Raw genomic sequence first — 25164 nt, 5'->3', positions numbered from 1 at the left:
AAAAACGATGTTTATTCAAGACTCAGTGATATTCTGTCACTGACTTTCAGTCAGCCCGCACAAGGAGCATTGGCTATGCGTCGTAAAATTCCCAGCAGCGCTGCGCTACTGGCCTTTGAGGCCGCCGCCCGCCACGGCAACTTTGCCCGCGCGGCGGCGGAGCTCGCGTTAACGGAAGGGGCCATCAGCCGGCAGATCGCCCGTCTGGAAGCGCTCCTCGACAGCAAACTATTCGACAGAATCGGGAGCCGGGTACGGCTCAATCCGGCCGGCGCCCGCTATGCCAGACAGGTCCGCGAGATCCTCAGCAGGCTGGAGCGGGAAACCCTAGACGTCAGCGGGATGCCGGCCGATGGCCGCAGTCTGGAGATCGCCGTGCTCCCCACCTTCGCCAGCCGCTGGCTCATCCCCCGCCTCGGGCAGTTCACGGCGCAGCATCCGCATATCGTGGTCAATATCGCCGCTCGCAGCGACCCCTTCATTCTGCCGGGCAGCGGATTTGATGCGGCTATCCATTTTGATCACCCGGCGTGGACCGGAATGGATGTGACGTTTTTGTTTGCGGAGTATCTGCTGCCGGTCTGTCATGCTGCGCTGCTGACGGATAACGATCTCCCGGGGCTGCTGAATCGGCTGCCGCGCATTCATCGGCGGCAAAATCCGGATGCCTGGCTGCACTATGCCCGGGAGTGTGGTCTGGCGCTGGATAACCCGGCGCAGGGGCCGCGCTATGATCTGCATGAGATGGCGATCGCTGCGGTACTCAGCCAGCAGGGCGTGGCCCTGGTGCCGAAGATGTATGTGGAGAGCGAGCTGCGTAACGGGACGCTGGTCGCCCCGTGGCCGGGCTCCCCGACGCTGGCCAAGCGCTTCTGCCTGATCAAACCCGGCGGCGGCGAGGGGGAGCCTGCGCTGCAAGCGTTTGAGCGCTGGCTGCAGACGACGATTGCGGCAGGTTAGCTTAAGGCGGGCCCGGGCGTACGCTGCGCCGCCCGCAGGCGGGCATATTTGCCTGGCGATGTCCCGGCATAGCGGGTAAAAGCCACGCTGAACGCGCTGGCCGAGCCATAGCCGAGGCGCTCGGCGATATCCGCCATGCTGATGCCCGGCTCTCCCAGCCACCGCATCGCCAGGGTCATGCGCCAGCTCAACAGATAGCCCATCGGGGTCATTCCGGTCAGGCCGGTAAAGCGTTCAAACAACGTCGAGCGAGACAGCGCGCAGTCGGCGGCCAGGGCGTTGACGGTCCAGCGTCTGGCGGGGGCCTCATGCAGCAGACGGATTGCCTGGGCGATCCGCGGGTCGCTCAGGCCGCGCACCAGGCCTGGGGTGGCGAGTGTTTCGCAGGAGCGGATGGCCTCGATAAACAGCAGCTCAACCATCCGCGCCAGAACGAAAGATTTACCTGCGCGATCCGCCTGGGCTTCCTCTTTCAGCAGTCCGACAAAGGTGGCCAGCCGCGGCTGGTCGCGAACCACCACCAGGGCGGGCAGCAGCGAGGTCAGCAGGCTGGCGTTATCCGAATCGGCAGCGCAGTGGCCAATCAGCGCCAGCATCTCCGCCGGCTGGTCGAGGGCTCCCAGGCGAAAGTGTTCCTCCGCCAGTTTCACCGGGGTGGTCTCCAGCGCCGGTGAAGGCGGCGGGGTCAGGCTGGTAAGCGCGAAGCGGTACGCCGCCGGGATCAGCATAAAATCCCCGGCGCGCAGGGTCTGCGGCGGATGCTGGTCTATTTCCAGCCGACAGCCTCCTTCCAGCACCACGCCATAGAACGACATGCCTTGGTCCGAGCGAATGACGCGCCATTCTCCCGCCCCCTCAATGGTTTTGGTCAGCACCGCTCTGAGATTTAGCATCGCAATGATTTCCGCCAGCGGGTCGCTCATTTCCGGACTCCTGCTAAAGAATGATGGATTATTGACCCTATATCGTCCGGAGCGGGCTGTCTATGATGAAAAGGAAGAAGCCAATCGGAGACAGAGAGATGCAAACGATTATGATCACCGGCTGTTCATCGGGTTTTGGCCTGGAGACGGCGCGTTATTTTCTTGAACAGGGCTGGAAGGTTATCGCCACGATGCGGGTTCTGCGAGAGGATCTGTTGCCAGCCAGCGACCGTCTGCGGCTGGTGCGCCTTGACGTCACCTCAGCGCAGAGTATCGCCGAGGCGATTGCCGAGGCCGGAGAGATTGACGTTCTGGTCAATAACGCCGGAGTGGGGATGCTAAACGCCCTGGAGGGGGCATCGCACGAGGCGATAGCGAACCTGTTTGCCACCAATACTCTTGGGACTATCGCCATGACCCAGGCGGTACTTCCCCGGTTCAGAGCGCGCCGTAGCGGGACGATCGTGAATATCACCTCGGCGGTCACCCTACCGCCGATGCCCCTGCTGGCGGTCTATACCGCGAGTAAGGCGGCGGTGAACGCCTTCACGGCGTCCCTGGCGCTGGAGCTGCGGCCCTTCAATATTCGCGTCGGGGTGATCCTGCCGGGACGCGATCCCCAAACCCGCTTCGGGGAAAACGCGCGTCGAACGATGGGCCAGCTCCCGGAGAGCTATGCGGCGCTCGGCCAGCAGATCCTCGACAGCATCCAGGAAAACGCCAGCGTGACGCGGGCTGTCGATGTGGCTCAGGCCGTCTGGCGAATGGTGAACGATCCTGATGCCCCTTCGCGGCTGCCGGCAGGGGAAGATGCCCTGGCGATGGCGCAGGCCAGTCGGAGTCGCGAATAATCGGCTTTAGCTTTGTCGCTGGCAGGGTTCAATAACGTTCAGGCGGGAAGCGCAGAAGGCGTGCGTTTTCCGGTCAAGATGCTGCAGGGTAATGTTGAGAGGGAATGATAAGAAACAAGATTGGTGCGTCTGAATGGACTCGAACCATCGACCCCCACCATGTCAAGGTGGTGCTCTAACCAACTGAGCTACAGACGCATTATGGTGCGTTTAATTGGACTCGAACCAACGACCCCCACCATGTCAAGGTGGTGCTCTAACCAACTGAGCTACGAACGCAATGTTGTGGTGACAACGGGGACGCATATTAGCGGCAGGCAGGGGATGTGGCAAGAGGTAAACGTCACTTTTCTTGTACATTGCTTGCGATTGCGGATCTTTTACCCATTCCGGCGATACTTTACTGAACCACAAGGATATTTCTTCGCCAGCAGGCGCCTCGCCTCTCTTTTCTCCGCGGGTCTCAACCTGCGCACAAAGGTTGCCGTTGTGTTAAATTATCGCCCACCAGAAGAGAGGAGTAATAACGAAGATGAAATCGATAGGTATTTTCTGCGGTTCTTCTGCTGGCGAACATCCGCTGTATCTCGACACTGCCCGACGGGTTGGCCACACGCTGGCGCAGCAGGGCCTGGCTGTTGTCTATGGCGGCGGCAAAGTTGGCTTGATGGGGGCGGTTGCCGATGCGGCGCTTGAGGCCGGGGGCGTGGTGATTGGCGTGATGCCGCGCGGCCTGGTGGAGCGGGAAATTGCCCATCGCGGATTGACGGAGCTGCATGTGGTTGAGGATATGCACGAACGGAAAACCAAAATGGCGGCGCTGGCCGACGGCTTTATTGCTCTGCCGGGCGGAGCGGGGACGCTGGAAGAAATTTTCGAACAGTGGACCTGGGCGCAGCTGGGCATCCATGAAAAGCCGTGCGCATTTCTGAATATTAAAGGGTATTACGATCCGCTGCAGGCGATGGTCAATAACATGGTGCGGGAAGGGTTTATGCACCCGCGCTACGCGGAGATGCTGCCGTTTGCTGCCTCGGCAGAGGAGATTATCGCCGGTTTTCGCGACTATACGCCGCCGGCGCGTAAATGGGTTCAGCAGCCCGCTATTTAAACATCAAGCGAAGGGTAAACAGCGCGCAGACGATGAGCAGAACCAACAGCAATTCGAAGCGATAGCGTTGCAGCATGATGTCCTCCTGAAAAAAACCGGCGCTATTCAGCGCCGGTTTATCACCTTAACGCTCTGACCGTTATGCCGCCGGTTGTACCGCCGGTTTGGCTGCGTGGTGCGCCGCTTTGTGGTGCTTCTTCGCCGCCTGGGCTTTCTGCGCGGCTGCCGGTTTCGCCGCGGCTTTATGGTGTTTCTTCGCCGCCTGGGCTTTCTGCGCTACAGCCGGTTTTGCTGCGGCTTTATGGTGCTTCTTCGCCGCCTGGGCTTTCTGCGCTACTGCCGGTTTCGCTGCGGCTTTATGGTGTTTCTTCGCTGCCTGGGCTTTCTGTTCGGCTGCCGGTTTCGCCGCCGCTTTATGGTGTTTCTTGTGATGAACGGTGGTGTGGTTGGCTGCGGCAGCCGGGGTGGTGGTCGCGGCATCGGCGGCGAAAGCAACAGATGACAGACCCATAGCAGCGGCAACAACCAGAGCTAATACTTTTTTCATGCTGAAATCCTCGAATTGGTTTCCTGAGTAACCCCACTGCGGGGCTGTTGGCCACACTATATGCATCTCCGGGGCGCTCATCAGTGAGTCTTTGGTGTCGGGGAGTAACGGAATGTACAACGCCGGAACAAAATTGAAGAAAGAAAAAGCCCGCCGGGGTGGCGGGCTTTGGCAGGGTTAGCGCGCGGCGCGCTGTAAGATAGTGCTGGAGGGCTGGCGCTGCAGAAAACGCATCCGCAGCATCATCATAATGGCGGCGGAGGTCAGGCCGATGATAAATCCGCACCAGAAGCCGGCGGGTCCCATGCGGGGGACAATCACGTCGGTCAGCGCCAGCAGGTAGCCGCTGGGCAAACCCAGCACCCAGTACGCGGTAAAGGTGATAAAAAAGATAGACCGCGTATCTTTATAGCCACGCAGGATACCGCTGCCGATCACCTGAATGGAGTCGGAGATCTGGTAGACCGCCGCCAGCAGCATCAGATGAGAGGCCAGCATCACCACCTCAGGGTTATCGTTATACAGCAGGGCAATCTGCTTACGCATCAGCACGGTAAAGATAGCGGTAAACACCGCCAGACAGACGCCCACGCCCACGCCCGTGCGGGCGGAAACCTGGGCATCGATCGTTGAGCCCTGGCCGAGGCGGAAGCCGACGCGAATGGTGACCGCGGCCGCCAGCGACAGCGGCAGAACGAACATCAGCGAGCTGAAGTTCAGCGCAATCTGGTGGCCGGCGACGTCAATGATCCCGAGCGGAGAGACCAGCAGCGCGACGACGGCAAACAGGGTCACTTCGAAGAACAGCGCCAGGGCGATGGGCAGCCCCAGCTGCACCAACCGCAGCAGAACGGCGAAATCGGGGCCGCTGAAGCCCTCGACGCAGCGGATATCGCGCATCGAACGCGCCCGGCGCACCCACCACAGCATGCTGGCGAACATCACCCAGTAAACGGAGGCCGTCGCCACACCGCAGCCGACGCCGCCCAGCTCCGGCATGCCAAAATGGCCATAGATAAAGATGTAGTTCACCGGAATGTTGACCAGTAAACCGATAAAGCCCATGACCATCCCGGGCTTGGTTTTCGCCAGCCCTTCACACTGGTTACGGGCGACCTGGAAGAACAGGTAGCCCGGCGCTCCCCACAGCAGCGCGCGCAGATAGCCAACCGCTTTCTCCGCCAGCAGCGGATCGATGTTGTGCATGGAGCTGATGATATACCCGGCATTCCACAGCACGATCATGATCAGCACCGAGACCAGCCCCGCCAGCCAGAAGCCCTGACGCACCTGCTGCGCGATACGCTCCCGCCGCCCGGAGCCATTGAGCTGCGCCACTACCGGGGTCAGCGCCAGCAGCAGCCCGTGGCCGAAGAGAATGGCCGGTAGCCAGATGGAGGTCCCGATGGCCACCGCGGCCATATCGGTGGCGCTGTAGCCGCCCGCCATCACGGTATCGACAAAACCCATCGCCGTCTGCGCCACTTGCGCAAGAATGACGGGTATAGCCAGAGCTAATAACTGACGCGCTTCAATGAAATACTTCTGCACGTGAACACCTTTGTATTGTTGTTTTTTTGAGACTAAAAAAGCCGCCGTAACTGGCAGCAAGGGGATAAAAATGAGGAAATTCCAGTCTATTGTAGCGAGGATTAGCCATTAAGCCAGTGAAAAAAGAGTCGAGGCACGAAGCGCGCTGGCAACCGCTCAGCCCTCCTGTTATTGTTCCCGATAGCGAAAACGGTAATGATACCGTCATGATTTTCAACAGGAGCCAAACATGTTTACTGGTATTGTTCAGGGAACCGCGAAAGTGGTCTCCATTGATGATAAACCCAATTTTCGCACCCACGTGGTGGAGCTGCCGGCGCATATGCTGGAGGGGCTCGAAACCGGGGCATCGGTAGCCAACAACGGCTGCTGCCTGACGGTGACCGACATCAACGGCGCGCGCATCAGCTTCGATCTGATGAAAGAGACGCTGCGGATTACCAACCTCGGCGATATTCAGGTCGGGGATGAAGTCAATGTCGAGCGGGCGGCGAAATTCAGTGATGAAATCGGCGGGCATTTGATGTCCGGCCATATTATGACCACGGCGGAAATCGTGAAGATCCTCACTTCCGAAAATAACCGTCAGATCTGGTTTAAAGTACAGGATCCGACGCTGATGAAATATATCCTTTATAAAGGATTCATCGGTATCGATGGCATCAGCCTGACGGTAGGCGAGGTGACGGCAACCCGATTCTGCGTGCATCTTATTCCGGAGACGCTGCAGCGGACCACGCTGGGGGCGAAGAAGCTGGGCGACCGCGTCAATATCGAGATCGACCCGCAAACCCAGGCGGTTGTCGATACGGTTGAACGCGTGCTGGCGGCGAAAGAGGTCGCGGCTAAGGTCAGTGAAGCCTGACAAAAAATCCCCCGCCGGTGAGCGGGGGCGTGTTTTTTAACGGGCGACGCGCAGTCCGTGTTCAATCCCGCGCGAGAACACCACCTGCCAGAGCTGAATGTCGCGGGCGCGGAAGGCGCCGGCGCAGGCGTTCAGGTAATAACTGAACATGCGTTTGAAACGCTCAGAATAGTTATCGGCAATTTCCGGCCAGCTGGCGAGGAAACGCTCATACCAGGCCATCAGGGTGGTGTCATAATCGGCGCCGAAGTTGTGCCAGTCTTCCATCACAAAGTGCTTCTCGCTGGCATCGGCGATCTGCCGTACCGAGGGCAGGCAGCCGTTGGGGAAGATATATTTATTGATCCACGGGTCAACGTTATGGTCGGTGACTTTGGAACCGATGGTGTGCAGTAAGAAGCGGCCGTTGGGTTTCAAATTACGATCGGCGACCTCAAAGTAGGTGGCGTAATTTTTGGGACCCACGTGTTCGAACATGCCGACGGAGACGATGCGGTCGAAGCTGTCGTGCAGATCGCGATAATCCTGAAGACGAATATCCACGTCAAGGCCATCGCAGCGCGCCTGGGCCATCTTTTGCTGTTCGGCGGAGATGGTCACGCCGACAACGCTCACCTGGTAATTCCGCGCCATATATTCGGCAAGACCGCCCCAGCCGCAGCCGATATCCAGCACTCGCATGCCTGGCTCGAGCTCCAGCTTACGGCAGATGAGATCCAGCTTATCCTGCTGCGCGGCTTCGAGGGTCTGCGCCTCTTTCCAGTACCCGCAGGAATATTGCATGTAGGGATCCAGCATCCGGCTGAAAAGATCGTTGCCGAGGTCATAGTGCTCTTTGCCGACGATCCAGGCGCGTTTTTTACTTTGCAGGTTAAACAGGCGAGCGCCTGCGATGCGGAGTGTGTCTTTGAAATGGTGAGGGAGTTGTTTTTCCAGCCCGGCGCGGAGCACTTTATGGAAGAATATATCCAGACGCTCGCAGTCCCACCAGCCGTCCATATAGCTTTCGCCTAAACCCAGCGACCCCTCCTGCAATACGCGTTTAAAAAAAAGAGGGTTTTTAATCCGCAGGTCTGACGGCGCGGAGCCATTGATTTCAATTCCCGCACGGCCCAACAATTCAGCTGCAATCCGGTACCAGTCATCATTTGGTACACTTACTTCTTCTATACACGATGAACTCATAGCTTCTCCATCACGCCCAAGTGATCAGAACCTTAAAACAGCGTAGACGCTTTTTTGGCTTTGTGAGAAATCTCACGGATAATCCGTGAAGTCGCTATCCGACGTAGAACAGAGGAAGGGAGATAACCCTTGCCGAAAGGCCTTCCATGGTGAAACGGAGGCATCCTGCATCCGTTAATCTGTTAAATATTTTTTATTTATGTGAACCCGGATCCAGTATAGGACGCTAAGTACTGGCTTTCAATAAAAATATCTTAGCGTGCTAACCACTGGTCCGGGCTCTGGCGACGGGCGTCAGGCGTGGGAAGAGTGGGCCGCCAGCGCTGGCGTCTGCTGCAGGCGATAACCCACTCCGGCTAACAAAATAGAGACCAGCATCACGCTGGTGGTGGTCAGCAGCGGCGTGGCGATCAGCGCGGAGACTAGCAGGCTGGTCAGGAAGCACAGGCCAAGCTGGAGGGTGTTCTGCAGCGCCGCCGCGCGGCCGGTTGCCTGCGGGAAAGGCTTCAGCGCCTGAGCGACCACGATGGGGTAGATCCCGCCGTTGACCACCGCCATCAGGCAGAACGGGATCATTAACGCCACCAGCGAGGCATGCGTTTGCAGACCCACCAGCCAGGTGGCGGCGACGCTGACGGCGAAGACCACCAGCAGCCACGGGAGCATCTGTTGTCCGGACCATTTTTGCAGCAGCGCGCGACAGCCATAGCCGCCCACCAGAAAAGCGATGGTCTGCGGGATATAGCTCAGGCCGATGGCGGTCGGGCCGTAGCCCATCTCATGAAGGATAAACGGCGAACCGGTAAGCCAGGCGAAGAAGCTGGCGGAACAGGCGGCGTAGATCAGGACGTTGCCGCTGTATTCCCGGGAGCGCAGCAGCGCGAGAAAAGTGATTTTCTTTTCAGCCACTGTGGCCGACTTAGCGGCGGCCTTCAGGCGCAGGGCAGGCAGCATCAGCAGCAGAGTGATGGCAAACAAGGTGGCGAAGATGGCTTGCCACTCGAAGTGCACCAGCAGCCAGCTGCCCAGCAGCGGAGCCAGCGCAGGGGACAGTCCTACCAGCGGCATAATAGTGGCGAAGATGCGGTTGGTGCGCTGGGCGGGATAGAAATCGGTCACCATCGCCTGCCAGGTGACCGCCGCGGCGCAGACGCCAATCGCCTGCAGAAAACGCAGCGCCAGCATCAGCGTGGCGTTTTGCACCCACAGCATTCCCAGGCAGCCTACCGCGAAAATCGCCAGGCCGCTCAGCAGCACCGGTTTGCGCCCGTAGCGGTCTGAGAGCGGCCCCCAGAAGAGCTGGCCCAGCGCGAAGCCGGCGAGGAACAGGCTCAGGCTGGCGCTAATGGATGCGGCGGAGGTGTCGAGATCCTGCTGCATGGCGGCAAATGCCGGCAGGTACATATCGGTGGCCAGAAAGCCCAGCACGCTCAGGCCGGCCAGCCAGACTAAAAATCCTTTCCCAGGTTGTGACATAACGTTCTCATTTTTGGAGTACAGGTACGATGCCGCAGAGTGTAGGGAGTGCATTGTGGCTTGTGAAACGCTAATATTTGTCACATGCATTCAAAAATTTTGCAGGCAGAAAATGTGGTCTGAATACTCTCTGGAAGTGGTTGATGCCGTTGCCCGTAACGGCAGCTTTAGCGCGGCGGCGCAGGAGCTCCATCGGGTGCCTTCCGCCGTCAGCTATACCGTGCGTCAGCTCGAAGAGTGGCTGGCCGTCCCGCTGTTTGAGCGCCGTCATCGTGATGTGGAGCTGACCCCCGCCGGGGTCTGGTTTTTACAGGAAGGGCGCTCTGTTATCAAAAAAATGCAGATCACCCGCCAGCAGTGCCAGCAAATTGCCAACGGCTGGCGCGGGCAGTTGTCGATCGCGGTGGACGATATCGTGAAACCCGCGCGGATGCGCCAGATGATCGTGGATTTCTATCGCCATTTTCCCGACGTCGAGCTGATCGTTTTTCAGGAAGTGTTCAATGGGGTATGGGATGCGCTGGCCGACGGCCGCGTGGAGCTGGCGATTGGCGCAACGCGCTCTATTCCGGTTGGGGGCCGCTATGCGTTCCGCGATATGGGGATGCTGAGCTGGGACTGCGTGGTGGCGAGCGATCACCCGCTGGCGAAGATGGCGGGGCCGCTGAGCGACGATGTCCTGCGCAACTGGCCGTCGCTGGTGCGGGAAGATACCTCGCGTTCGTTGCCCAAACGGACAACGTGGCTGCTGGATAACCAGAAGAGGGTGGTGGTCCCCGACTGGGAATCGTCGGCAACCTGTCTGTCGGCAGGGCTCTGCGTCGGCATGGTGCCAAGCCATTTCGCCCGGCCATGGGTGGATCGCGGCGAGTGGACCGCGCTGGCGCTGGAAAATCCGTTTCCGGATGCGGCCTGCTGTCTGACCTGGCAGCAGAATGATGCTTCACCGGCGTTAAACTGGATGCTGGACTACCTGGGGGACAGCGACACGCTGAATAGGGAGTGGCTGCGGGCGCCGGAGTGATCCGCGCCCGCCAGTGCTTTAGCGACGATAGTCGACAAACGGGCCATCCGCCACCGAGCGGCGTTCGACCAGCCGAGGGTGCACTTCAATAGACTGCGACTCTTCGCGCTTGTTGACGATACGATCCAACAGCATATTGAACGCGGCTTCGCCCAGCGAATCCTTCGGCTGATGAATGGTGGTTAACGCCGGGCTGAAATAGCGGGCGTTGCGCACATTATCATAACCGATCAGCGAAATGTCCTGCGGCACGCGCAGCCCCATTTCATCCGCGGCGCAGATAGCGCCCATCGCCATAATGTCGCCGCCGCAGAAGACCGCCGTTGGACGGTGTTGTTGGCTCAGGATCTGCTGCATGGCGCGGTAGCCGGACTCCGGCTCGAAGTCGCCCTGTACAATCCAGTTTTCCGGCACGCTGATATGCGCCTCTTTCATCGCCTGCATGAAGCCGGCCAGTCGCCCCGCGCCGGTGTTGCGCTCCAGCGGGCCCGGGATCACGCCGATTTCGCGGTGACCGCGTTCAATCAGGTAACGTCCGGCGATATACCCGCCCTGGAAGGCGTTATCGATTACCGCATCGGTAAAGTCGGCTTTTGCTTCGCCCCAGTCCATCACCACCATCGGAATATGGCGATACTCTTCCAGCATGCTCAGGACGGAATCAGGGTATTCGGAACACATCACCAGCAGACCGTCGACGCGTTTTTGCGCCATCATCGACAGATAGGCCCGCTGTTTTTCCGGGTCGTTCCAGGCGTTGCCGAGGATCAGGGTGTAGCCCTTCTGGAAGCAGCTCTTTTCAACGGACTCAATGATTTCAGCGAAATAGGCGGCTTCGCTACTGGTCGCCAGCAGGCCAATCGATTTTGTATGATTGACTTTCAGGCTGCGGGCCACGGCGCTCGGCGAGTAGTGCAGCTCTTTAATCGCCGCCCATACCGCATTGCGCGTCTCTTCGGCAACGAAACGGGTTTTGTTAATTACATGTGATACAGTTGTAGTGGAAACGTTTGCGCGCTTCGCTACATCTTTAATAGTTGCCATTACATCTCACTCCATGCCTTGACCTGATCGCCTGATCATCGATACGTAAACGTTTGCCTACACACACCCTGAATACAATTTTCAACATTGCATCACGTCGGGAAAACGACACAGAACGACAGGAAGGGGTCAATGGCCGATACGCTTTTAAATTAGCGTGGGATTTTGTCCGATCTTGGGGCAAAGTGGAAGAGCAAAAATGTGCATCGCCCTAAATCCCGGAAGATTTTTGCGATTTTTTGTGCAAAAATGAGCAAGCTCACTTTTGGTGTGGGGATAACAAGAGGGAAAAATGATGGATACCAATTTAAAGTTTTCGCTGATCACCACGATTATTGCCCTCGGCGTGATCGTCGCATTCAGCCTGACCGCCATACTGCACTAATGTTCCGATGAGGGAGGAGCGCGGCTTCCTCCCCGTATCCCGCCATTATTATCAATTCTGCAAAAATCTTTTGTCATTTCGTTCACTTTTGTTTTTTTGTGATTGATGTCATGCTTTTGGCTTCTGATGTTACGCCGTCCTCCCTGACGGTCTGATGGAGTCATTGAATGAAAATCAACTTTCCTTTACTCGCGCTGGCGATCGGCGCCTTTGGCATTGGGACTACCGAGTTCTCCCCGATGGGATTGCTGCCGGTGATTGCCAAGGGCGTGGACGTCTCGATACCGGTAGCGGGAATGCTGATCAGTGCGTATGCCATCGGCGTCATGGTCGGCGCGCCGCTGATGACCCTGCTGCTGTCCCATCGCGCCCGACGCAATGCGCTGATTTTTCTGATGGGGATCTTCACCGTCGGCAACCTGCTGTCATCCATTGCGCCGGATTACACCACGCTGCTGCTGTCGCGCATTATTACCAGCCTCAACCACGGCGCCTTTTTTGGCCTGGGGTCGGTGGTGGCGGCCAGCGTGGTGCCCAAGCACAAGCAGGCCAGCGCGGTGGCCACCATGTTTATGGGCCTCACCATCGCTAATATCGGCGGCGTGCCTGCCGCGACCTGGCTTGGAGAAACCATCGGCTGGCGGATGTCCTTCCTCGCCACCGCGGGGTTAGGCCTGCTGGCGATGGTGAGCCTGTGGTTCTCCCTGCCGAAGGGCAGCGCGGGCGAACGGCCGGATGTCAAACAAGAGCTTTCGGTCCTGTTACGGCCGCAGGTGCTTTCTGCCTTACTGACCACCGTGCTGGGCGCCGGGGCGATGTTTACGCTGTATACCTACATTTCGCCGGTACTGAATTCGCTGACCCATGCTTCATCGCTGTTTATCACCGCGATGCTGGTGCTGATTGGAGTTGGTTTTTCGCTGGGCAACTATCTGGGCGGCAAATTCGCCGACCGGTCGGTCTCCCGCACGCTGAAAGGCTTTCTGCTGCTGCTGATGGCGATCATGCTGGCGATACCGCTGCTGGCGCAATCCCAGGCGGGGGCGGCCATCAGTATGATCGTCTGGGGCGCAGCCACCTTTGCGGTAGTGCCGCCGCTGCAGATGCGAGTGATGCGCGTGGCGCATGAGGCGCCGGGTCTCTCTTCTTCGGTGAATATCGGGGCGTTCAACCTGGGCAACGCGCTGGGCGCCGCCGCCGGCGGTGCGGTGATCTCCGGCGGACTGGGATATGCGTTTGTGCCGGTAATGGGCGCGATTATTGCCGGTCTGGCGTTGCTGCTGGTCTGGTTTAGCGGACGAGCGCAGCCGGAGGAGGCCTTTGCCAGCCAGTCATAAACGGTGGGGAAGGGTGTAAAAAAAACCGCAGCAGGGGTCACTCTGCTGCGGTTTGTCGTTTATGCGGCCAGGTTAGCGGCAACAAACTTCCAGTTAACCAGCGCCCAGAAGTGGTCCAGATAGCTTGGACGGGCGTTGCGGTAGTCGATGTAGTAAGCATGTTCCCAGACGTCAACGGTCAGCAGCGGCTTCGCGTCGGTGGTCAGCGGGGTACCCGCGTTGCTGGTGGAGACGATAGCCAGGCTGCCGTCGGCATTTTTAACCAGCCAGGTCCAGCCAGCGCCAAAGTTTTTCGCCGCGGCGTCGGTAAATTTGGCCTTAAACTCTGCGAAGCTGCCGAAGGATTTGGCAATCGCGGCCGCCAGCTCGCCTTCCGGTTCGCCGCCGGCGTTCGGCGCCAGGCAGTTCCAGTAGAAGGTGTGGTTCCAGACCTGCGCCGCGTTGTTGAAAACGCCGCCTTCAGAGGTGCGCACGATCTCTTCGAGCGATTGACCTTCGAACGCGGTGCCTTTGATCAGGTTGTTGAGGTTAGTGACATACGCCTGGTGGTGTTTACCGTAGTGGTATTCCAGGGTTTCTGCGGAAATGTGCGGCGCCAGGGCGTCTTTTGCATATGGTAATGCAGGTAATTCAAACGACATTGCTACTCTCCTTATAACTTTTTTGTTTTATCTCACATTGACAAGATGAGGTTTTCACCTGAATCGCGTTCTCACCGCCCGACGCTGTCGCGTCCCGGGCCTGTTATTGTATTGAGAATGTTAACATTTGCCGCAGGCAGTGAAAAGCCTTACAACGATAAAGGCTATTATCGCCGGCGCAATTGCCGAAGGCTTAACCGTTTTCTGCGGAGCGGCGCGTTAAGACGCCCGCAGATGTTGCAAAAATGTATAAGTAAAAGGAGGCTGGGTCTCCAGCCTCTCGCCGCGATGGTTAATTTCTCAGCAGGCCATCTGAAGCCCCCCGCAGCGCAAACGACTGAGTGAAAATAATCATTTTAAATCAAATAATTAATGACGATATGCTTTCAGGTAATCGCCGCTATGCCAATAATTCATTGTCTATTTTGATATTTGTATGACAAATATAGCCGCCGGCAGCAATTTCCACAGGATGGCTACGATGGCAAAAACAGATGAAGTGGTAAGCCCGAAAATGATCCCGGTCGTGCAGGGGATCGTTGACTGGATCGAAGAACATATTTTTGACACCCTGCCGGTAAGCGCGATAGCGAAAAAGTCCGGCTACTCGCACTGGTATTTCCAGCGGCAATTCGCCATGGTGACCGGCTGCACGCTGGCGAGCTACGTCAGCCGCCGGAAGATGACCATCGCGACAATCTACTTAACGCAGACCGAGGCCTCCATGCAGAGTATTTCCCAACGTCTGGGGTACGACGGGCAGGCGGCGTTCTGCCGTACCTTTCACCGTCACTTTGGCATGTCGCCCACCCGCTATCGTCGGGAAGCGCCGGTCACAGAGGCGAATATGCAGTTTCCCCTGACGGTGGGGGCGGAGAACGCGCAGGTGAAGAGGGCTGCCGCCGTAGCGGCAGACCGGGATCAACGAATGGTTTTCGGGGTCATGACGCGACGGGCGCCGACGTAATGACGTACCCAGTAATCTTCGCTCAGGGAGGTGATTTGAATATCGCGCCCCGTGCGCGGGGACTGAATGAATTTCCCGTTGCCGACGTAAACGCCAACGTGGTCGGCAGTGCCGCGTCCGCGGGTGCGGAAGAAGACCAGGTCGCCGCTCTGCAGTTCGTCACGATCGACCGGACGCGCATCGCGCAGGTGGTACATTTCATTGGCGGTACGCGGGATATGAATCTTGACCAGATCTTTGTAGGCGTAATAGACCAGCCCGCTGCAGTCGAACCCGGTGCGCGGCGAGGTGCCGCCCCAGCGATACGGTTTACCCAGCTGGCCCATCAGTTTGTTCATGGCGGTACTCTGCGCTTTTTGCACCCGGACCTTATGCGCGTCGGCGATCGTCAGATTCGCTTCGCTGGCCTCAGGTTTACAGCGTTTTTTATAGCCCTTACGCACCACGCATTTGCTTTTGACGCTGTTCAGCGCCAGGGCCGGCTCGGCGCTGGCGGCCACCGTTTTTGCGCACTGCTTTTTATACCCTTTACGCAGCACGCATTTTTTCGTGGCGCCGGCGGCCTGACGATGAAGCGCGGTTTGGCTTGCTGCGGTAGAGCGGGTAGGGAGCCGGGTGCTCGAGGATTTTTTACTGGTGGTTTTAGCGGTGGTTTTACTTTTTTGACTGGTTGCTTTTTTCTTGCGCTCTGAGCCGCTTTTCGCGGGCAACGCCTTCGGCGAGGCGGAGGCGTGCGTATGCCCTGAAGCCTGAGCCAGTGGCGTGAATGAGATAGATGTGAACAGTAATGCACAGAGCGATATCGCGATTTTGTTTAGCCGCGCCACTGAGCAATCCCCTGATTAATTACAGACATGTACAAATGCCTGACGATGAATGACAAACCGGAACGATTCTAAAGCATAAAAACCCGGAAAGTTAATATTCTTTTGTATCAAAAATGTCGATTGGTTAACGATTGCAAGAAAACGCGTCAGACATTGACCGCCTCGCACAGAAAATGCGCAACGCGCGCCTGCCCGCGACGGCAAAATGATATTTTTAAGGCAACTTCGCGCAACAGAAGATAAAATATGAATAGTGAAAAAAATGTTATTATCGGTCCTGCACTCGGGACGCTACAATGACAAGTTACTGCCGTAGAAAGAAGTTTAAGGAAGCACGACAATGAGCTCGACTTTAGAAAAGATCCAACGCCAAATCGCTGAAAACCCGATCCTGCTGTACATGAAAGGTTCGCCGAAGCTGCCAAGCTGCGGTTTCTCCGCTCAGGCCGTTCAGGCGCTGTCCGCCTGTGGCGAACGTTTTGCTTACGTTGATATCCTGCAGAACCCGGATATCCGCGCCGAGCTGCCAAAATATGCCAATTGGCCGACCTTCCCGCAGCTGTGGGTGGACGGTGAACTGGTGGGCGGCTGCGATATCGTCATCGAGATGTACCAGCGCGGTGAACTGCAGCAGCTGATCAAAGAGACAGCGGCGAAATACCACACTGACGAGCCGAAAGCGGAATAATTCCCGCGGTCAGTAAAAAAGCGACTTCCTGGAAGTCGCTTTTTTTATCACTCCGGCGTCGCCACCGGCAGCGGCCAGCCGCCCAGACGCTTCCAGCGGTTCACTATCTCGCAAAACAGCTGTGCCGTCTGCTCGGTATCGTAGAGGGCGGAGTGGGCCTGCGCGCCGTCGAACGGCATACCCGCGGCAATACAAGCTTTCGACAATACCGTCTGGCCCAGCGCCAGCCCGCTCAGCGCGGCGGTGTCGAAGGTGACAAACGGATGGAACGGGTTGCGTTTTAGCCCCGCCCGTTCGGCGGCGGCCATGGTGAAGCTGTGGTCAAATGTGGCGTTGTGCGCCACCATGATAGCCCGACTGCAGTCGCTCTCTTTCATCCCTTTGCGTACCATTTTGAAGATGGCATGCAGAGCGTCGTATTCGCTAACGGCGCCGCGCTCAGGATCGTGCGGGTTAATCCCGTTAAAGGCCAGCGCTTCGGGCTGAAGATTTGCGCCCTCGAAAGGTTCAACATGGAAATGCAGCGTTTCATCGGGCATCAGCCAGCCTTGCTCATCCATCTTCAACGTAATGGCGGCGATCTCCAGCAGGGCGTCGGTTTTGGCATTAAATCCTGCGGTTTCAACATCAATCACCACTGGATAAAAACCGCGGAAACGGTCGCACAGACCATTCAGTTGAGCGTTCTCGGACATCAGATTCTCTTAGCTGGAAAAAAGTAGCGCGCATTATGGCAAATTTTGCCACGGCTTGCAGCAGGCAGGGGTGAAAACAACGGGCGCCGCAGCGCCCGGGCGAACGAGGATAATGAAGTCGCTATGGTCGGGGGGTTAGTTGCCCAGCCCTTTGCCGGCGTCTTTCTCTTCAATCAGCTCGATTTTGTAACCGTCAGGATCTTCCACGAAGGCGATAACGGTGCTGCCGCCTTTTACCGGCCCGGCTTCGCGGGTAACGTTGCCCCCGTTCTGGCGGATCCGCTCGCAGGCTTCGGCGGCGTTGTCGACGCTCAGCGCGATGTGACCGTAGGCGGTGCCCAGCTCATAGCTGTCCACGCCCCAGTTGTAGGTCAGTTCGATCACCGCGGTATCGCTCTCTTCGCCGTAGCCGACGAAGGCGAGGGAGTATTTGTACTCCGGGTTTTCGCTGGTGCGCAGCAGCTTCATGCCCAAAACATTGGTATAGAAGTCGATAGAACGTTGCAGGTCGCCAACGCGCAGCATGGTGTGGAGTAAGCGCATAATGTCCCCTATGCAGTTTATTTGATAGATCAGAGCCTTGAGTATAGCGGCGATACGTCGCCGCTATCAATGGAGGGATTACAGCGTAGGATAATCGGTGTAGCCTTCCGCGCCGCCGCCGTAGAAGGACTCCGGGCGCTGCGGGTTGAGCGCCGCTTTTTTCTGCAGGCGGGCCACCAGATCCGGGTTGGCGATGTAATCGCGGCCAAAGGCCACGGCATCAATCAGCCCTTTGCTGATCAGGTCGTTGGCTTTTTCAACGGTGTAGGCGCCAGCGCCAATGATCACGCCCGGGAAGCGGTCGCGAACTTTCTGACGGAAGGCTTCGCTGTACGGCTTGCCGCCCGCCCAGTCCGGCTCGGACATGTGCAGATAGGCGATACCGCGTTTCGCCAGCTCGCTAATCAGATACAGCGCGTCTTCTTCTTCGTTCGGGCCATTATCTACATTCTGGAAGCTGCCAATCGGCGACACGCGGATGCCAATCCGGTCGGCGCTCCACTCTTTGCTCACGGCGTCAACCACTTCCAGCACCAGACGGGCGCGGTTTTCCACGCTGCCGCCATACTGGTCGGTACGCTGGTTTGCCGACGGCGAGAGGAACTGGTGCAGCAGATAGCCGTGAGCCGAGTGCAGTTCAACCAGATCGAAACCGGCGTCACGGGCATTGCCCACCGCCTGACGGAAATCATCGACGATCCCCGGGATCTCTTCGGTTTCCAGAGCGCGAGGCATCGAGGTGTCGGCGCGGATGGCGTGGCCGTTTTCGTCGCGCAGCGAGGTGCGGGTGCCGGCGCTCAGCGCAGACGGCGCTACCGGGGCGGCGCCGCCGGGCTGCAGGCTGCTATGGGAAATTCGCCCGGTATGCCACAGCTGCACGGCGATATGGCCGTTTTCCGCGTGAACGCCGGCGGTGATTTTCTGCCAGGCGGCAATCTGCTCCGGGCTGTGCAGCCCTGGCGCGCCGGCATAGCCTTTGGCCTGGGCGGAAATCTGCGTCGCTTCGCTGATGATCAGCCCGGAGCTGGCGCGCTGACGGTAATATTCGCCCATCAGCGGGGTAGGGATATCGCCCGGCTCGATGCTGCGCAGACGCGTCAGTGGAGCCATAAATACGCGATTAGGGACGGTGACGGCACCGACTTTCAACGGGGTGAATAATTTTGATTCCGACATAATGACTCCTGAGTAGACCGGTCGTCTAGGAACTGATGAAAAAAACGCCTGTTAAACAGCAGGCGCCGCAATAATCTGTTTCGCGTGGGCGAGGGCGCTCTCCAGCGGCGTTGCGCTACGCGTTATTTTGGCCTGCAGGTTGGCGCCGAGCCACAGGGAATAGAGCACCTGCGACAGGGTCATGGCCTCGCCGTTAAATGTCAGACTGCCTTCCTGACGTCCTTTCTCCAGCGCGTCGCCCAGCAGGGCGATGATCTGGCTGGCGCCGTGGTCCATGGCGGTGCGCATGTCTTCCGACAGATCGCAGACCTCTGCCGACAGCTTGACGGTAAGACACCCGCTAATAATTCCCTGCTGGTAAAACTGATTCAGCGTGTGCTGATAGTAGGCCAGCAGCCGATCGCGATAGTTGCCGTCGCCATGGGCGAAGTGCTCGACCAGGCGCTGCAGATATCCGGCGAAATGGTTTTCCAGCAAGGCGACGCCGAAGGCTTCTTTAGAGCGAAAGTAATGATAGAAAGAGCCCTTGGGCACTTCCGCCGTCTTCAGGAGTTCGCTCAAGCCCATGCCGGTAAAACCGCGATGCATGCAAAGCCGCTCGCCGGTGGCCAGAATATGTTCTCGGGTATCGCAATCGCTGTGTCTGTTCATGGGGCACACTGTAGTAGACCGATTGGTCTAATGCAAGACCCGGCGCAAAAATGTTAGCTGGCGCAGCACGTAGTGAACAAAATTTGCGTCAGCGCGGGGAAACGTCTTCAATGAAAGGAGATGAGGGGACAGGAGGCGTGTGGTGGCAGAGCAGTTAGAGTTTTTCCCGGTGCAGAGCCCGTGCCGGGGAATTTGTCAGACCGATGAGCGCGGCTACTGTCGCGGCTGTTTCCGTAGCCGTGAGGAACGTTTTAACTGGCAAACGATGAGCGATGCGCAGAAACAGGAGGTATTGCGTCTGTGCCGTCAACGCCTGCTGCGCAAAATCCGCGCAAACAGGCCAGAGGCGGCGGAAGAACCGCAGCAACCCTCACTGTTTTAAGCCAAAAATTACGTATACTCAGAGCACTTTTTTATTGAGGAAGCGGTTATGGTTCAGCGTATTGCTATGGCTCCCCAGGGGCCGGAATTTTCGCGTTTTGTGATGGGCTACTGGCGTCTGATGGACTGGAAAATGTCGCCAGGCGAGCTGGTCGGCTTTATCGAACAGCATCTCGATTTAGGCATTACCACCGTCGATCACGCCGATATCTATGGTGATTACCAGTGCGAATCCGCCTTTGGTGAAGCCCTGAAGCTGGCGCCGCATCTGCGTAGCCGAATGGAAATTGTCAGCAAATGCGGCATTGCCACCCGGGCGCGCGCTGAAAACACCATCGGTCACTACATTACCGACCGGGACCACATCGTGCTCAGCGCTGAGCAATCGCTGCGTAATCTGGCGACGGACCATCTCGATCTGCTGCTGATCCACCGGCCGGATCCGCTGATGGACGCGGACGAGGTGGCTGAAGCCTTCCTCGCGCTGCATCACAGCGGCAAAGTACGTCATTTCGGCGTCTCGAACTTTACCCCTGCCCAGTTCACCCTCCTGCAGTCGCGCCTGCCGTTTACGCTTGCTACCAACCAGGTGGAGATCTCGCCGGTGCATCAGCCGTTGCTGCTCGACGGTACCCTCGATCAGCTGCAGCAGCTGCGTATTCGCCCGATGGCCTGGTCCTGCCTCGGCGGCGGCCGCCTGTTTAATGAAGAGGGCTTTCAGCCGCTGCGCGACGAGCTGGCCCAGGTGGCCCACGAGCTTAACGCCGACAGCATCGAGCAGGTGGTTTATGCCTGGGTGCTGCGCCTGCCATCGCAACCGCTGCCGATTATCGGCTCGGGCAAAATTGAGCGCGTGCGCTCGGCGATTGTGGCTGAAAAGCTGAGTATGACCCGCCAGCAGTGGTTCCGTATCCGCAAAGCCGCGCTCGGTTACGACGTGCCATAACCGGCATTTCGCCTCCGGAAACCTGTTCCTGGTTTACACTTAACAGGGAGACAGCCATCCGGAGGTGTTATGCAACGATGTATTCTCGCTATCCTTTCCCTCGCATTTTGCGCTGGCGCGCAGGCCGTTAGTGAAGATGTGCAACTTAATCTCGTGACCAGCCAGGGCGTTGGTCAATCCATCGGCAGTGTAAAAATCACTGAAACCGACCGCGGACTCGAATTTGCTCCCGATCTGCGAGCGTTGCCGCCGGGCAAGCACGGCTTTCATATCCATGCTGAAGGCAGCTGCCAGCCGGCGATGAAAGAGGGCAAAGCCGTAGCCGCCGGAGCGGCGGGCGGACATTACGATCCGCAACATACCGGTAAACATGAAGGGCCGCTGGGCACCGGACATCTTGGCGATTTGCCCCTGCTGGTGGTCAACGACGCGGGCGTGGCTGACCAGCCGATTATCGCTCCGCGTCTGAAAACGCTGGCGGAAGTGAAAGGCAAAGCGCTGATGGTTCATGTCGGCGGCGATAATATGGCCGACAGTCCGCAGCCGCTGGGCGGCGGCGGCGAACGGTTTGCCTGCGGGGTGATTAAGTAATCTTTTCGCCAATCGTTCCGGCGACCGGAGCCTGTTCCAGCTGCGATAGCGCGCAATACAGTCGCCAGATCGCGGCGGCCAGCTCCCGGGCCGCCGGCTGATGATGGTGGTTCAGAACCTCGCAGATCCGCAGCAGCTCCTGCAGCGTGGTGGCCAGCGGCCGCTGCTGCACGCCGCGCTCGCTCATGACATCGCGCAGCAGGTTGATACACAGATCGCGCACCTGGGCGAGCGGATCGGAGCGGGTTTCCCACTCGCGAAGCTGCCAGACCACGTGGGAGCAGTTCAGTAAGACCACCCCCCAGCGCAGTAGCCAGCGGCGGGCCAGCGCATCCTGGCTCTGACTGAGCTGGCTGACGTGGTGATATACCAGCGATTCAAATTCGTGCTCGCTGTGCTGGGGGCGGCGGCTGAGCTGATCGACAAAGTGACGCCGTAACGCTCTGATGTGCCGTCGCCCTTTGCGGGCGTCCGAGCCGGGACTGAGCACCGCAAAAGCCAGCCACGCAAAGCCCACGCCGACAATCTTGCTTAAATTGTCATTGAAAAAGGCCGCATAGTCGTACACCGGTGGGTTGGTGACGGAGATAAACGAGCCCATAAAGACGATAAGCTGCCCCCACAGGCCGGCAAATTTTGGCCACTGCAGCTTGAGTAACTGCATGGTGGTCAGCAACGGGAACAGAAACAGCAGGAACTGCCACAGGTCGGTGATCTGCACCATCAGGCCAAATTTCACCACAAAACTGAACACCGACAGCAGGACCAGGGTCTGCATCAGCAGGGTTAGCGAGCGAAACGGCGAGGCCGACACCGAGTAGAGTACGCAGCAGATGGAGGCCAGGGTCAGGGCCGCCGCGCAGCTGGTCCACTGGGTACTGATCCCCCACGCGCCTATCGCCACCAGGGCGCAAAAGGTACGAATGCCGTTGAGCAGGGCTTCCGCCTGGTCCGTGTGGCGGGTCAGCGCGGGTGCGGAAGGAACATTGAACTCGGCGATCGCTGAGGCATTTTCAACCCGGCGGATCCAGCGGCTGCTTTCCAGATAAATGCGACAGAAATAGCGTAACCGCGCCCAGAAGGCGAGGTGGCGGTAATCCGCGCCCGGCGGCGGCGCCAGCGGCGCCAGAATGCGGGCGACGTGATAGCTGTCAGCATGGGCGGTGGCGAGCTCCGCAAGCAACGACTCCAGCACCTGGCGGGTATTGGCCGGGGCATCAGGCCAGTTCAGCAGCATACGCCGCAGGCTGGAAATGACGCTGGTCATTCGGAGCTGTTGGTGCAGCAGGTAGTTCAGCAGGGGATTCTGCCGACGGAAGCGGTAGTGGCTCCAGAAGGCCTGGATGCGCAGCAGGTTCATGGTCAGGATCTGGCCAATTACGCTTTCATGGGCGGTGCGGATAGCATCCGTCGTTTCCGGTACCCACAGCAGACTGGCGTGCTCCAGCAGGCGGGCGTGCATGGTTTTCAGAGCCGTCAGCAGGTTGCTGCCATCGGAGGTGCTGGGCAGAATCATCATCATCAACCCACCGCACAGGATCCCGACGATGACTTCGCAGACGCGCGACTGGGCAATCACCCATAGCTCGTAGCTGTCGCTGATATTAATCACCGGAAAGGCGATGATGGCGCAGGTATAGCCCGCCAGCTGAAAGGCGTAGGCCACGTTGTTGGTGAACAGGGCGCAGGCCCAGGTACAGAGCGCCAGCCAGCCGGAGATACTGAACAGGAACAGCCAGGGATCGTTGAGCGTATGACCCGCCAGCAGCAGGGCGGCGCAGGCGCCGAGCAGGCTGCCGGCAATGCGGCCGAAACTTTTACTGATCACCCCGCCGACGGTGGGAAAGCTGACCACCGCCGCGGAGGTCATCGCCCAGTAGGGCTCATCCAGATCCAGCGCGTAGGCGATGCTCAGCGCAAGACACATGGCGATGCCGTTACGCAGCGCGTATCGCCACTGCGGTCGGGTGGCTTTAACCCAGGGCAGCGTGCGCCATGACAGGGTCTGCAGATTCATCACTGTCCGCCGATCGAGACGGTGCAGGTGGTGCCGGAGACCAGAGTGACATCGGCCGGCAAGCTATCAAAGGCAATCCGCACCGGGACGCGCTGGGCGAGGCGGACCCAGGGGATATTCGGTTTGATATTGGCCACCAGCCCGCTTCCCTGTTCCACGCTCTGGTCAACAATCGCGCGACCGATGCTGGCGACATGCCCCTGCAGCGTCTGCTGATTGCTGTAGAGAATGATTTGCGCCGGATCGCCGATGCGAATATGGCGCAGTTTGGTCTCTTCAAAGTAGCCCAGCACATAGAACGAATGGCTGTCCACCAGGGCAAAGACCGGATGGCCGGTGGTGGCGTAATCGCCGACCCGGGTGGAGAGGTTAGTCACCCAGCCGTCCACCGGCGCTTTAACTACCGTCTGGCTGAGCTGCCACTGCGCATGCTTTAGCGCCGCCTCGGTGACACCGACTCCCGCTCTGGCGGCCGCCAGGGTGGTGGTGGCGGTATTCAGGGCGGTATTGGCGTTTTCAAGATCTTCAGCCGAGATGGCATTCTGCGACAGGTTTCTGCGACGGCGGGCCTCGCTGGCGGCTTTGCTTTGCTCCGCCTGCGCTTTCGCCACCTCAGCTTGCGCTTTCGCCAGTTGCGCCTGGGCGTTCAGCACCGCAATGCGGTAGGGGGTGTCGTCGATGGTAAACAATACTTCACCGGCCTTGACCCGCTGGTTATCGGCCACGTTAAGCTGCAGAATACTGCCGGAGACCTGAGGGGTGATCCCGACCTGCTCGGCGCGCACTTTCCCGTCGCGGGTCCAGGGGGACTGAGTGTAGAAATTCCATAACAACCACGCGGCAACCAGTGCGATGGCCGCCACCAACAGCGTTGACAAATATTTTAATTTTTTCATAGCAGGTAGATCACCAGGCAATCAATAACAGCAGGGCCAGACAGACCGCGAGCGCGAACAGGGAGAGATCCATCAGCAGGGGATGCCAGATGTCGCCCGCATACATCCAGTCACGCAGCTGGCGATGTAAAAACAGCCAGATAAAGAAGCCCAGCAAGACGGCTTTGAACAACGGAGGGAAATAGACGGATGCGCCGAACATCAGGTCCTGCAGCGGCAATCCGGATGAATTAAGACTCAGTTTCACAAGCAAAAATCCTTTGCCATAACAGGGATAACCTCAGGACGTGCTACTCTTTAACAGTGTAAATCATTGTTTTGGTTTTTGTTGAATCAAGTAATTCATTTGTTTTGATTATTCAAATGCTGCACACTATTCTAAAATCAGTATAATAACTTAGCAAGCTAATTATAAGGAGATGAAATTGGAATCGCCACTTGGTTCTGATCTGGCACGTTTAGTTCGCGTCTGGCGCGCGCTAATCGACCATCGCCTGAAACCTCTGGAGTTAACGCAGACTCACTGGGTCACGCTGCATAACATCCACCAGCTGCCGCCTGAGCAGTCGCAGATCCAGCTGGCGAAAGCCATCGGTATTGAACAACCGTCGCTGGTACGTACGCTCGATCAGCTGGAGGAGAAAGGGCTTATTTCTCGCCAGACCTGCGCAAGCGATCGGCGGGCCAAACGCATCAAGTTGACTGAAAAAGCCGAACCGCTGATCAATGAGATGGAAGAGGTGATAGGCAAGACCCGCGATGAAATCCTCTCGGGGGTCTCGAAGCAGGAAGTGGAGACGTTGCTCCACTTAATTCGTAAACTTGAACAAAATATCCTCGATCTCCAGGCAAAAGATTAATCCTTTTGCGGCCCGGGTTATCCCGG

At 58.2% G+C, this 25164-nt stretch carries 28 protein-coding genes and 2 tRNA genes; 13 read left to right on the top strand and 17 right to left on the bottom strand.

Going from position 1 to position 25164, the window contains the following annotated elements; translation table 11 throughout:
* The first annotated feature begins 75 nt into the window (after window positions 1-75).
* Window positions 76-960: a LysR substrate-binding domain-containing protein gene (locus tag ABLV54_RS02695; protein ID WP_023289958.1), complete on the top strand. Its 885-nt coding sequence runs from the start codon at window positions 76-78 to the stop codon at window positions 958-960.
* Here ABLV54_RS02695 and ABLV54_RS02690 read toward each other — a convergent pair.
* Window positions 957-1883 carry an AraC family transcriptional regulator gene (locus tag ABLV54_RS02690; protein ID WP_226564127.1) on the bottom strand — a complete coding sequence of 309 codons (927 nt, stop codon included), beginning with the start codon at window positions 1881-1883 and terminating at the stop codon, window positions 957-959. The genes ABLV54_RS02695 and ABLV54_RS02690 overlap by 4 nt on opposite strands.
* 98 nt (window positions 1884-1981) lie before the next feature.
* Here ABLV54_RS02690 and ABLV54_RS02685 point away from each other — a divergent pair, with 98 nt between their 5' ends.
* Window positions 1982-2734, top strand: coding sequence for an SDR family oxidoreductase (locus ABLV54_RS02685; protein WP_226564129.1), 753 nt, complete (start codon window positions 1982-1984; stop codon window positions 2732-2734).
* A 121-nt stretch (window positions 2735-2855) separates the two neighbouring features.
* Here the strand turns inward: ABLV54_RS02685 and ABLV54_RS02680 are convergent.
* Together ABLV54_RS02680 and ABLV54_RS02675 are read right to left on the bottom strand one after the other, a co-directional pair.
* Window positions 2856-2932: transfer RNA gene (locus tag ABLV54_RS02680), tRNA-Val, on the bottom strand.
* A gap of 4 nt (window positions 2933-2936) precedes the next feature.
* Window positions 2937-3013: transfer RNA gene (locus ABLV54_RS02675), tRNA-Val, on the bottom strand.
* 253 nt (window positions 3014-3266) lie between these two features.
* Here ABLV54_RS02675 and ABLV54_RS02670 point away from each other — a divergent pair.
* On the top strand, window positions 3267-3845 hold the full coding sequence (locus tag ABLV54_RS02670; protein ID WP_049013570.1) for a TIGR00730 family Rossman fold protein: 579 nt from the start codon (window positions 3267-3269) through the stop codon (window positions 3843-3845).
* 139 nt (window positions 3846-3984) lie between these two features.
* Here the strand turns inward: ABLV54_RS02670 and asr are convergent, their stop codons facing one another.
* Complete coding sequence (gene asr / locus ABLV54_RS02665) at window positions 3985-4392, bottom strand: acid resistance repetitive basic protein Asr (protein WP_124074002.1); 408 nt, start codon at window positions 4390-4392, stop codon at window positions 3985-3987.
* Window positions 4393-4569: 177 nt separating this feature from the next.
* Window positions 4570-5943 carry an MdtK family multidrug efflux MATE transporter gene (gene mdtK / locus ABLV54_RS02660; RefSeq protein WP_226564133.1) on the bottom strand — a complete coding sequence of 458 codons (1374 nt, stop codon included), beginning with the start codon at window positions 5941-5943 and terminating at the stop codon, window positions 4570-4572.
* A 229-nt stretch (window positions 5944-6172) separates the two neighbouring features.
* Here mdtK and ABLV54_RS02655 point away from each other — a divergent pair, with 229 nt between their 5' ends.
* The gene (locus ABLV54_RS02655; RefSeq protein ID WP_023289947.1) at window positions 6173-6808 is read left to right on the top strand and encodes a riboflavin synthase; all 636 of its coding nucleotides are present in this window, start codon (window positions 6173-6175) and stop codon (window positions 6806-6808) included.
* A 36-nt stretch (window positions 6809-6844) separates the two neighbouring features.
* On the opposite strand, the gene cfa is transcribed toward ABLV54_RS02655, so the two are convergent.
* Together cfa and punC are read right to left on the bottom strand one after the other, a co-directional pair.
* The gene (gene cfa / locus ABLV54_RS02650; protein ID WP_023289946.1) at window positions 6845-7993 is read right to left on the bottom strand and encodes a cyclopropane fatty acyl phospholipid synthase; all 1149 of its coding nucleotides are present in this window, start codon (window positions 7991-7993) and stop codon (window positions 6845-6847) included.
* A 294-nt stretch (window positions 7994-8287) separates the two neighbouring features.
* A complete protein-coding gene (gene punC / locus ABLV54_RS02645) occupies window positions 8288-9469 on the bottom strand; it encodes a purine nucleoside transporter PunC (RefSeq protein WP_060589467.1) in 1182 nt (393 codons plus the stop codon).
* A 112-nt stretch (window positions 9470-9581) separates the two neighbouring features.
* Between punC and punR the strand changes: the two genes are divergently transcribed.
* Entirely contained in the window at window positions 9582-10493 is a 912-nt protein-coding gene (punR, locus tag ABLV54_RS02640; RefSeq protein WP_004202889.1) for a DNA-binding transcriptional activator PunR, read from the top strand.
* 18 nt (window positions 10494-10511) lie between these two features.
* On the opposite strand, the gene purR is transcribed toward punR, so the two are convergent.
* Entirely contained in the window at window positions 10512-11537 is a 1026-nt protein-coding gene (gene purR, locus ABLV54_RS02635; RefSeq protein ID WP_004202888.1) for an HTH-type transcriptional repressor PurR, read from the bottom strand.
* A gap of 295 nt (window positions 11538-11832) precedes the next feature.
* Between purR and ABLV54_RS02630 the strand changes: the two genes are divergently transcribed.
* Window positions 11833-11922 carry a YnhF family membrane protein gene (locus ABLV54_RS02630; protein ID WP_004152976.1) on the top strand — a complete coding sequence of 30 codons (90 nt, stop codon included), beginning with the start codon at window positions 11833-11835 and terminating at the stop codon, window positions 11920-11922.
* Window positions 11923-12089: 167 nt separating this feature from the next.
* Window positions 12090-13259, top strand: a complete 1170-nt coding sequence (locus ABLV54_RS02625; protein ID WP_023289944.1) for an MFS transporter — start codon at window positions 12090-12092, stop codon at window positions 13257-13259.
* Between the two features lie 59 nt (window positions 13260-13318).
* Here ABLV54_RS02625 and sodB read toward each other — a convergent pair whose 3' ends face one another.
* On the bottom strand, window positions 13319-13900 hold the full coding sequence (gene sodB, locus ABLV54_RS02620) for a superoxide dismutase [Fe] (protein WP_023289943.1): 582 nt from the start codon (window positions 13898-13900) through the stop codon (window positions 13319-13321).
* 481 nt (window positions 13901-14381) lie between these two features.
* Here sodB and ABLV54_RS02615 point away from each other — a divergent pair, with 481 nt between their 5' ends.
* The gene (locus ABLV54_RS02615) at window positions 14382-14867 is read left to right on the top strand and encodes an AraC family transcriptional regulator (protein ID WP_050533385.1); all 486 of its coding nucleotides are present in this window, start codon (window positions 14382-14384) and stop codon (window positions 14865-14867) included.
* On the opposite strand, the gene ABLV54_RS02610 is transcribed toward ABLV54_RS02615, so the two are convergent.
* Complete coding sequence (locus ABLV54_RS02610) at window positions 14822-15694, bottom strand: C40 family peptidase (protein ID WP_048297647.1); 873 nt, start codon at window positions 15692-15694, stop codon at window positions 14822-14824. The genes ABLV54_RS02615 and ABLV54_RS02610 overlap by 46 nt on opposite strands.
* Window positions 15695-16034: 340 nt before the next feature.
* On the opposite strand from ABLV54_RS02610, the gene ABLV54_RS02605 reads away from it, so the two are divergent.
* Window positions 16035-16382, top strand: a complete 348-nt coding sequence (locus tag ABLV54_RS02605; RefSeq protein ID WP_002907768.1) for a Grx4 family monothiol glutaredoxin — start codon at window positions 16035-16037, stop codon at window positions 16380-16382.
* Between the two features lie 47 nt (window positions 16383-16429).
* Here the strand turns inward: ABLV54_RS02605 and rnt are convergent, their stop codons facing one another.
* The 4 genes from rnt to ABLV54_RS02585 all read right to left on the bottom strand — a co-directional run bounded on the left by rnt (window position 16430) and on the right by ABLV54_RS02585 (window position 19447).
* On the bottom strand, window positions 16430-17077 hold the full coding sequence (gene rnt / locus ABLV54_RS02600) for a ribonuclease T (protein ID WP_348813586.1): 648 nt from the start codon (window positions 17075-17077) through the stop codon (window positions 16430-16432).
* 135 nt (window positions 17078-17212) lie between these two features.
* Complete coding sequence (gene gloA, locus ABLV54_RS02595; protein WP_032453119.1) at window positions 17213-17620, bottom strand: lactoylglutathione lyase; 408 nt, start codon at window positions 17618-17620, stop codon at window positions 17213-17215.
* Window positions 17621-17698: 78 nt separating this feature from the next.
* Window positions 17699-18796, bottom strand: a complete 1098-nt coding sequence (locus tag ABLV54_RS02590; protein ID WP_044523573.1) for an alkene reductase — start codon at window positions 18794-18796, stop codon at window positions 17699-17701.
* A gap of 51 nt (window positions 18797-18847) precedes the next feature.
* Entirely contained in the window at window positions 18848-19447 is a 600-nt protein-coding gene (locus tag ABLV54_RS02585; protein WP_226566150.1) for a TetR/AcrR family transcriptional regulator, read from the bottom strand.
* Window positions 19448-19586: 139 nt separating this feature from the next.
* On the opposite strand from ABLV54_RS02585, the gene ABLV54_RS02580 reads away from it, so the two are divergent.
* The 3 genes from ABLV54_RS02580 to sodC all read left to right on the top strand — a co-directional run bounded on the left by ABLV54_RS02580 (window position 19587) and on the right by sodC (window position 21365).
* On the top strand, window positions 19587-19829 hold the full coding sequence (locus ABLV54_RS02580) for a DUF1289 domain-containing protein (protein WP_017901094.1): 243 nt from the start codon (window positions 19587-19589) through the stop codon (window positions 19827-19829).
* A 48-nt stretch (window positions 19830-19877) separates the two neighbouring features.
* Entirely contained in the window at window positions 19878-20774 is an 897-nt protein-coding gene (locus ABLV54_RS02575) for an aldo/keto reductase family oxidoreductase (protein WP_023318436.1), read from the top strand.
* 69 nt (window positions 20775-20843) lie between these two features.
* Window positions 20844-21365, top strand: coding sequence for a superoxide dismutase [Cu-Zn] SodC (sodC, locus tag ABLV54_RS02570; RefSeq protein ID WP_023289937.1), 522 nt, complete (start codon window positions 20844-20846; stop codon window positions 21363-21365).
* On the opposite strand, the gene ABLV54_RS02565 is transcribed toward sodC, so the two are convergent.
* The 3 genes from ABLV54_RS02565 to ABLV54_RS02555 are packed head-to-tail and all read right to left on the bottom strand — an operon-like array spanning window position 21358 to window position 24525.
* The gene (locus ABLV54_RS02565) at window positions 21358-23382 is read right to left on the bottom strand and encodes an FUSC family protein (RefSeq protein ID WP_048335892.1); all 2025 of its coding nucleotides are present in this window, start codon (window positions 23380-23382) and stop codon (window positions 21358-21360) included. The genes sodC and ABLV54_RS02565 overlap by 8 nt on opposite strands.
* Window positions 23382-24278: an HlyD family secretion protein gene (locus ABLV54_RS02560; RefSeq protein WP_226563947.1), complete on the bottom strand. Its 897-nt coding sequence runs from the start codon at window positions 24276-24278 to the stop codon at window positions 23382-23384. The genes ABLV54_RS02565 and ABLV54_RS02560 overlap by 1 nt, the downstream gene beginning before the upstream one ends.
* 10 nt (window positions 24279-24288) lie before the next feature.
* On the bottom strand, window positions 24289-24525 hold the full coding sequence (locus ABLV54_RS02555) for a DUF1656 domain-containing protein (RefSeq protein ID WP_032453115.1): 237 nt from the start codon (window positions 24523-24525) through the stop codon (window positions 24289-24291).
* A 172-nt stretch (window positions 24526-24697) separates the two neighbouring features.
* On the opposite strand from ABLV54_RS02555, the gene slyA reads away from it, so the two are divergent.
* Window positions 24698-25138, top strand: a complete 441-nt coding sequence (gene slyA / locus ABLV54_RS02550; protein ID WP_004143833.1) for a transcriptional regulator SlyA — start codon at window positions 24698-24700, stop codon at window positions 25136-25138.
* Window positions 25139-25164 lie beyond the last annotated feature (26 nt).

This window comes from Klebsiella sp. JB_Kp042 (assembly GCF_040065275.1).
Lineage (GTDB): Bacteria > Pseudomonadota > Gammaproteobacteria > Enterobacterales > Enterobacteriaceae > Klebsiella > Klebsiella quasipneumoniae.
The sequence above is the reverse complement of the archived record's forward strand: the minus strand, read 5'-3'. Positions and strand labels throughout refer to the sequence as shown.